General features: G+C 62.3%; 8 protein-coding genes and 1 pseudogene. 5 read left to right on the top strand and 4 right to left on the bottom strand.

Annotated elements, in window-relative coordinates; translation table 11 throughout:
* Nucleotides 1-1,333: acyl-CoA carboxylase subunit beta (locus ACLP2E_RS14760; RefSeq protein WP_442466385.1), on the top strand; the 1,333-nt coding region annotated here is incomplete at its 5' end.
* An 83-nt stretch (nucleotides 1,334-1,416) separates the two neighbouring features.
* Here the strand turns inward: ACLP2E_RS14760 and ACLP2E_RS14755 are convergent.
* A complete protein-coding gene (locus tag ACLP2E_RS14755; protein ID WP_442466384.1) occupies nucleotides 1,417-2,289 on the bottom strand; it encodes a cell envelope integrity EipB family protein in 873 nt (290 codons plus the stop codon).
* 123 nt (nucleotides 2,290-2,412) lie between these two features.
* Between ACLP2E_RS14755 and ACLP2E_RS14750 the strand changes: the two genes are divergently transcribed.
* On the top strand, nucleotides 2,413-2,898 hold the full coding sequence (locus ACLP2E_RS14750; protein WP_442466383.1) for a RidA family protein: 486 nt from the start codon (nucleotides 2,413-2,415) through the stop codon (nucleotides 2,896-2,898).
* Nucleotides 2,895-3,656 carry a glycerophosphodiester phosphodiesterase family protein gene (locus ACLP2E_RS14745; RefSeq protein WP_442466382.1) on the top strand — a complete coding sequence of 254 codons (762 nt, stop codon included), beginning with the start codon at nucleotides 2,895-2,897 and terminating at the stop codon, nucleotides 3,654-3,656. Before ACLP2E_RS14750 ends, ACLP2E_RS14745 begins: the two co-directional genes overlap by 4 nt.
* 67 nt (nucleotides 3,657-3,723) lie before the next feature.
* On the opposite strand, the gene rpmG is transcribed toward ACLP2E_RS14745, so the two are convergent.
* Both rpmG and ACLP2E_RS14735 read right to left on the bottom strand, forming a co-directional pair.
* A complete protein-coding gene (rpmG, locus tag ACLP2E_RS14740) occupies nucleotides 3,724-3,891 on the bottom strand; it encodes a 50S ribosomal protein L33 (protein ID WP_442463397.1) in 168 nt (55 codons plus the stop codon).
* A gap of 117 nt (nucleotides 3,892-4,008) precedes the next feature.
* Nucleotides 4,009-5,184, bottom strand: a complete 1,176-nt coding sequence (locus tag ACLP2E_RS14735; protein WP_442463398.1) for an MFS transporter — start codon at nucleotides 5,182-5,184, stop codon at nucleotides 4,009-4,011.
* 505 nt (nucleotides 5,185-5,689) lie between these two features.
* Between ACLP2E_RS14735 and ACLP2E_RS14730 the strand changes: the two genes are divergently transcribed.
* Together ACLP2E_RS14730 and ACLP2E_RS14725 are read left to right on the top strand one after the other, a co-directional pair.
* Nucleotides 5,690-6,322: a PEP-CTERM sorting domain-containing protein gene (locus ACLP2E_RS14730; RefSeq protein ID WP_442466381.1), complete on the top strand. Its 633-nt coding sequence runs from the start codon at nucleotides 5,690-5,692 to the stop codon at nucleotides 6,320-6,322.
* Between the two features lie 103 nt (nucleotides 6,323-6,425).
* Nucleotides 6,426-6,656: a hypothetical protein gene (locus ACLP2E_RS14725; protein ID WP_442466380.1), complete on the top strand. Its 231-nt coding sequence runs from the start codon at nucleotides 6,426-6,428 to the stop codon at nucleotides 6,654-6,656.
* 58 nt (nucleotides 6,657-6,714) lie between these two features.
* Here the strand turns inward: ACLP2E_RS14725 and ACLP2E_RS14720 are convergent.
* Nucleotides 6,715-6,953 (bottom strand): annotated as a pseudogene (locus ACLP2E_RS14720) (NUDIX hydrolase); the annotation flags it as partial.

Raw genomic sequence — 6,953 nt, 5'->3', positions numbered from 1 at the left:
CAAGATTCCCGGCGACGGCGTCGTCACCGGCTGGGGCACGATCAACGGCCGCATCGTCTATGTCTTCGCCAAGGACTTCACCGTGCTCGGCGGCTCGCTGTCGGAGACCCACGCGCAAAAGATCATGAAGGTCCAGGACATGGCCCTGCGCAATCGCGCGCCGATCATCGGCCTGTTCGACGCCGGCGGCGCCCGCATCCAGGAGGGCGTGGCGGCGCTCGGCGGCTATGGCGAGGTGTTCCAGCGCAACGTGCTGGCCTCCGGCGTCATTCCGCAGATTTCGCTGATCATGGGACCCTGCGCCGGCGGCGACGTCTATTCCCCGGCGATGACCGACTTCATCTTCATGGTCAAGGAGACGAGCTACATGTTCGTCACCGGCCCCGACGTGGTCAAGACCGTGACCAACGAGACGGTGACGGCGGAAGAACTCGGCGGCGCCTCGGTGCATACGACCAAGAGCTCGATCGCCGACAAGGGCTTTGAAAACGACCTCGAGGCGTTGTTGCAGATGCGCCGCCTGATCGACTTCCTGCCTTCGTCCAATACCGACGAAGTTCCGGAATGGCCGACCTTCGATCAGGACGACCGCTACGACATGTCGCTCAACACCCTGATCCCCGACAATCCCAACAAGCCCTATGACATCAAGGAGTTGATCGTCAAAGTGGTGGACGAGGGCGATTTCTTTGAAATCCAGGAGGCCCACGCCAGGAACATCGTCGTCGGCTTCGGCCGTTTCGACGGACGCACCGTCGGCATCGTCGGCAACCAGCCGCTGGTTCTGGCGGGCGTGCTCGATTCCGACGCCTCGCGCAAGGCCGCGCGTTTCGTGCGCTTCTGCGACGCCTTCAACATTCCGATCGTCACCTTCGTCGACGTTCCCGGCTTCCTGCCCGGCACGGCGCAGGAATATGGCGGCTTGATCAAGCATGGCGCCAAGCTGCTGTTCGCCTATGCCGAAGCCACCGTGCCGAAGATCACCGTGATCACGCGAAAAGCTTTCGGCGGCGCCTATGACGTCATGGCCTCGAAACATCTGCGCGGCGACGTCAATTACGCCTGGCCGACGGCGCAGATTGCGGTGATGGGCGCCAAGGGCGCGGTGGAGATCATCTTCCGCCAGGATATCGGCGACGCGGAAAAAATCGCCGAGCGCACCAGGGAATATGAAGACCGCTTCCTCTCGCCCTTCGTCGCCGCCGAACGCGGCTATATCGACGAAGTGATCCAGCCCTACGGCACCCGCAAGCGCGTGGCGCGCGCTTTGGCCATGCTGCGCCACAAGGAGCTGGAAAACCCGTGGAAGAAGCACGACAATATCCCGCAGTGAGGCTTTTGCCGGATCACGGTCCGAAATGAAAAAACCTCCCGCCGGACCGGCGGGAGGTTTTTGTTCAGTTCCGGCCTAGCGCGTCAGCGGCGGCATTTGGCGGGGGTCGGGAACTCGATCTCGGTCAATTCGCCGGACAGCACGAAATCGCCGTAGTCGAGCTTCAGCCCTGACGACACGCCGTTTTCATAGAGGTTGAACGACAGCACGTAATCCGGCACGCCGTCGCGCTGGTCGGGCGGGAAATAGGCCAGCGCCACCGGCCAGCGCTGCATTCCGCGCAAATTGCCGGTCTGCGCGCCCTTGTCGGCGTCCGGGGTTTTTACCGCAGCGCCGATGATCGCGGTGACGTCGAAAATCTTGCGCCCGTCGTCGGAGGCGTCGTAGATGCGCGCCAGAAAGATCTTCTCCCCCTTGCGCGCCGCGTCGATCACCTTTTCGATGTGCTGGGTCGGGAACAGCACGTCGTTGTCTGCGCTGATGGTGAAAGGTTTCGGTCGCGTCAGGGCAATCGAGAGAGCGCCGCGCGCCCGCTCGGCATGGCCGTCGACTTCTTCGTCCTTGCTCCCCTCCGAGGCGATGTTGAAGCGGAAATCCGCGCCGTGCGCGTCCTCGTAAGTGGTGGTGCGCGTTTCGGTGACCTGGCGTTCGCCTTCCTGCGGCTGCATGTCCACCACCTGCCGCAAGGTCTGGGCATAGCCTTCGCAGGCCGAGGAGAAATCGAAGGCGATGCGGCCGCTGGCGCCGGCCGGCGCCTTGGTTCCCGCGCCTTCGAGCAGGCGCAACTCATAGATCGCCTTGTGACTGACCAGCGGCGGGGCGGCGGCCTCCGTGAGGGCGGCCTCGGTCTTGGTGGGCTCCGTCTTGGCGGCGTCCGACATGGCGGGGCCGGCGCTCGCCGGCGCAAGGTTGGCAAGTCCGCAGGCAGCGACAAACAGGAACGAGATTTTACGCATGGGCTTGATTGTCCGTGGAAAGTTCAGCGCCGGGAATTCGGTAACATACTTGTGATGATCCATTGCAGGAAGGTCGTGGCGAATTTAGGGTCTAATCATGGACAGGACAAAAAGGATTTTTCCATGGGTCAGATCGCCAGCGAGGTCGAGCGCCGTCTAGCCAATCTCGGTTTCGTCCTGCCGGAGCCTGCCGCCCCCCTCGCCAATTATGTCCCGGCGGTGCGCAGCGGCGCGCTTCTGCTGATTTCCGGGCAATTGCCGCTGGGTCCCGACGGCAAGTTGGCGGAAGATCATGTCGGCAAGGTCGGCGCGGGGGTGGACGAAGCGGCGGCGAGTCACGCGGCGGCGCTCTGCGCACTGAATTGCCTCGCCCAGGCGCGGGCGCATCTCGGCGATCTCGACCGCATCGGGCGCTGCCTGCGACTCGGCGGATTCATCAATTGCGCCGAGGACTTCACCCGGCTGGCCGTGGTGATGAACGGCGCCTCCGACTTGATGGCGACGGCGCTCGGCGAAAGAGGGACGCATGCCCGCTCGACCGTCGGCGTCGCCCAACTGCCGCTCGGCGCCTGCGTCGAAGTCGAGGCGATTTTCGAAATCACGCCATGAAACCGCGGTTGGCCAAGGCTCCGGACTGGCTGACGGCGCGGCCCATCGCCCATCGCGGGCTTCACGATTTTTCGCGCGGGATAGTGGAGAATTCGCTCGGCGCGGCGCGGGCGGCCTTCGCCAACAATTATGCGATGGAGTGTGACCTTCGGCTGTCGCGCGACGGCAAGGTTTTTGTCTTTCACGACGACATGCTCGACCGCCTGTGCGGCGAGAGCGGGTTTTTCGGCGGCTTTGATTCGGCTGAATTGGCGGCAAAGTTTTTGCGCGGCTCAGGCGAGGCCATTCCTTCGCTGGCGCAATTGCTGGATGTGGCGCGGGGCGCGGCGCCGCTGATTCTCGAACTCAAGAGCGATTTTTCCGGCGATGTGGCGCTGGCCGCCGCCGTCGCCGCTGAGGTGAGAGATTATGCCGGGCCGGTGGCGATAAAAAGCTTCGACCCGGCGTTGATCGCCGCCTTGCGGGGGATGCAGGCGCCCTGGCCATTGGGCATCGTGGCTCAGGCCGAATATGCGGAGGCGGAATGGGCAGGCCTGACATCCAGTCAATGCTTTGCTTTAAGTCGCTTCACCCATGCCTCTGAAACACAGCCGGATTTCCTGTCATGGCGGGCAGCCGACCTGCCCAATCCAACCTGCGAATTCGCCCGTGGTTGCGCCGGGAGGCCGGTGATGACCTGGACAATCCGCTCTCCGGAAGCGGCAGGTCGCGTCCGAGCCCATGCCGACCAAATTGTGTTCGAGGGGTTTCTGGCCTGAGTCGCGACGGGCGCCACAAACGCAAAAAGCCGCCCGGAGGCGGCTTTGGCGCAGGAAGCTGCAAGGATTACTTGATCTTGGTTTCCTTGAACTCGACGTGCTTGCGCGCGACGGGATCGTATTTCTTGAACGACAGCTTGTCGGTCTTGGTGCGGGCGTTCTTCTTGGAGACGTAGAAATAGCCGGTGTCGGCGGTCGACAGCAGCTTGATCTTGATGGTGGCGGCCTTGGCCATGGACTTTATCCTGAAAGCGAATTGGCGCGGCGTTCTTCCAACCGAACCATGGAACAAAAGGGGCCGGATCGTCTCCGGCCCAAACTCGCGCGCAACATACGTATCGTCGTAAATTTGTCAAGCCGCGCCGCGCTTCTTGCCGATCGGAAAGGGTCCGGCGAAGGCGAGGACCAAAGCCAGATAGGCGGCGAAAATCAGCGCCAGCGCGTCGAACATCCCGTGCTGCGCGGAAAGATCGAGGCCGAGGCCGAGCGCCGGCGGCCCCGCCATCATCCCGAGCGCATACATGGTGACGAAGGCGGCGTTGGCGGCGCCGAGTTGCGCGCCTTGGAATTTTTCGGCCAGCAAAGCCAGGCCGACGGGATAGAATTCGCTGATGATTCCGCCCCAGACGAACAGCGCGGCGGCGTAAGCCGGCCTGTTCTCCACCATCGAGGGCAGGCTCAGGGCGCCGAGAAGGCCGAGCAAGGACAAAAAGCCGAGCAGCTTGACCTTGTTGACGCGGTCGGCGATCAGGCCGACCGGAATCGGAAACACCACATTGCCGAGCGCCCATAGCGTGAGCTGAAAGGTCGCCCAGGCGGGCGTCATCCCGGCGCGCAGACCGAAAACCGGCAGCAGTCCGTTCATGCCGGTCTCGACGGCGCCGTAAAACAGGCTGGCGGCCAGGGCCAGCGGCGCGGCTGCGAAAATTGCGCCGAGCTTTCCTCGGCCGCCTTCCATTTTCACCGTACCTTCGCGCCCCGCCCGCGCCACCGGCAGGGCGGCCGCGCCGATCAGTCCGGCGGCGACGAGAAAAGGCGGCCTTCCCTCGACCCCGATCAGGGTAAGGAGGGTCGGACCGACCGAATAGCCGAGCGCCAGCACCGTCGCATAAAGCCCCAAAACCATGCCGCGCTGGCCGCGTGGCGCTGCGGCGCTGATCCAGAATTCGCTGACCACGAAGACCACCGTCAGCGCCAGGCCGAACACCGCGCGAATCCCCAGCCAGGCCCAGACGTCGTCGATAAAGGCGAAGGCGACCAGAGCGGCGACGCAGACGCCGATCGACAGGAACAACGTGAGCCGCACGCCGAGCGCCCGGGTGAGAGGCGGCGTCAGCGGCGCGCCGATCAGCGTCGCCAGGCCGGTGACGGCGATATGCAGGCCATTGGTCCGAGCCGGAATGCCGGCGGCCTCCATCCGCAGGGCAAGCAGGGGAATCACCAGCGACAGGCCGACGCCGACGATGGAAATGCAGGAGATGGCGGCGCCGAGCTTTTTGCGCGTCGGGGAATCGAAGGCTTCGAACATAGGCGCCAATAGGCCATGTTTTCATGTCGCAAGGAAGTCGGAGCGGCTTTGGCGCCTGATCGTGTATCCACTCGACCTGCGGAAAGGCCGTCTTGCGGCGGTTTTTCCTTTTGCGTGATTTAACCTTGGCTGGAGTCATGAATTTTTCACGTCACATCAGTGGTTTGTGAGGTTTTAGCCTTGACCAGTGACTTTCGTCATGATTTACCTGCTGTGGGATCCCACAGCAATGATGCCTCGGTGGAGGCTCGCTAAAATGGCAGGACCCGTCCCCGGAGCAGGCATTGCCATCGGGCGAGCGTTGCTATGTATATACCAAACACATAAAAACAAAAAAATATTATAGTTACGTAATTATCTTGCTGTATAGACACACAACCTCGAAGTGGTAAGTAATATCGTGATTGTAGTTATTTTTGTGCTTGAGAATCACTTTGATTCAGTACATAAATGCTTTCGCTGCGAGGGGGCAGTACTCTTTACATGTCTTTTTGGGGTGCTTCTCATGAATAACACACTCATCTCTGCGGTGGGCGTCGCTTTGGTTGCGTCGCTCGGCTCGGTTTCCATGGCCAACGCCACGACCAACATCATCGATTTCTCGGCCAGTCCGGCCGGTGGCCACGCGAGCTATGCTGGCTCCAACCTTGCCAAGGCGACCGCTTTCGATCTGGGCACGACTTCCTTCACTGTGGGCGTCGTCGGCAACGACGACACCACGGGCGTCGCTTCGGGCGACTCAGTCTCGATTACGCCCGACTATGTCATCAAGCTTACCGTTGGCGCGCTCAGCACGGACCTCACCAAGGCTTGGACAACCTCGCAGGGGGCCTTCGTGGAGACCCTGACTTCGATCACAGGCTTCGGAGGCAACGTTTTCGGCGGCGTCGATTATCTTGCGGTCACCTTCGCTGGAACCGTTACAGGACCCGGCTTCAATAATGTCGCCGCCAGCATGTCTCTCTCCGCCAGCCAGAATGGCCCTGGCAAATCGGTCGGCTATTCGATCTCCGACTCGGCCACCACCACCGTCGTCACTGGCGTTCCGGAAGCCTCCACCTGGACAATGATGCTCGGGGGCTTCGCCGCGATCGGCTTCGCCGGCTATCGCCGCAGGCCTGTGACTTTCGCCGCTTGATTGCTGGTCCGCTGAAACTGGGGAAGGCCGTCGCAAGGCGGCCTTTCTTTATGCGCCTATCGTGAGCGCAGGGCGCGGGGCCGACCCGGCTAAGGCCGGGCCGATGCAGAAGGGCGCCACTCCGGGAAACGTTCAGCTTGGCTCCCGTTCGGAAGCCATTCCGGCGGTCCTCGCTGGCGGCCCCGACTTCGACCAAGGCAACGACGGCGATGCCGACAAGATCATCGCGTCGGCGATTCCCGAAACTTCGACCTGGGCGATGATGCCGCTCGGTTCCATCGGCCTTGGATTCACCGGCTATCGCCGCAATCATCGCGTGGGCATCCGTATCTGATTGCTGTCCCGATTGAATTTGCCAAAGGCCGCCGCTGGGCGGTCTTTTTATTTGCGATTCAAAGCTCGTCGCGCCGCCACTGTCCGTAATGCTGGTAGAAGAAAGGCGCCGGCAAGAAGCGGCTCATTCCCGCCGCCAGCCTCGCGCGCAATTCGATCACCACCCTCAGGGTGATTTCCGGCAGGTCGAGGCTCTCCGCTTCGTCCAGTCCGATCCAGGCCAGTTCGATCAACTCGGCGTCCGCATGCACGCATCCGTCTATCTTCGCCGCGATATGGCGCGCGTCGATGGCGAAAA

It is taken from the genome of Rhodoblastus sp. (genome assembly GCF_052145335.1).
Taxonomy (GTDB): domain Bacteria; phylum Pseudomonadota; class Alphaproteobacteria; order Rhizobiales; family Beijerinckiaceae; genus Rhodoblastus.
The sequence above is the reverse complement of the archived record's forward strand: the minus strand, read 5'-3'. Positions and strand labels throughout refer to the sequence as shown.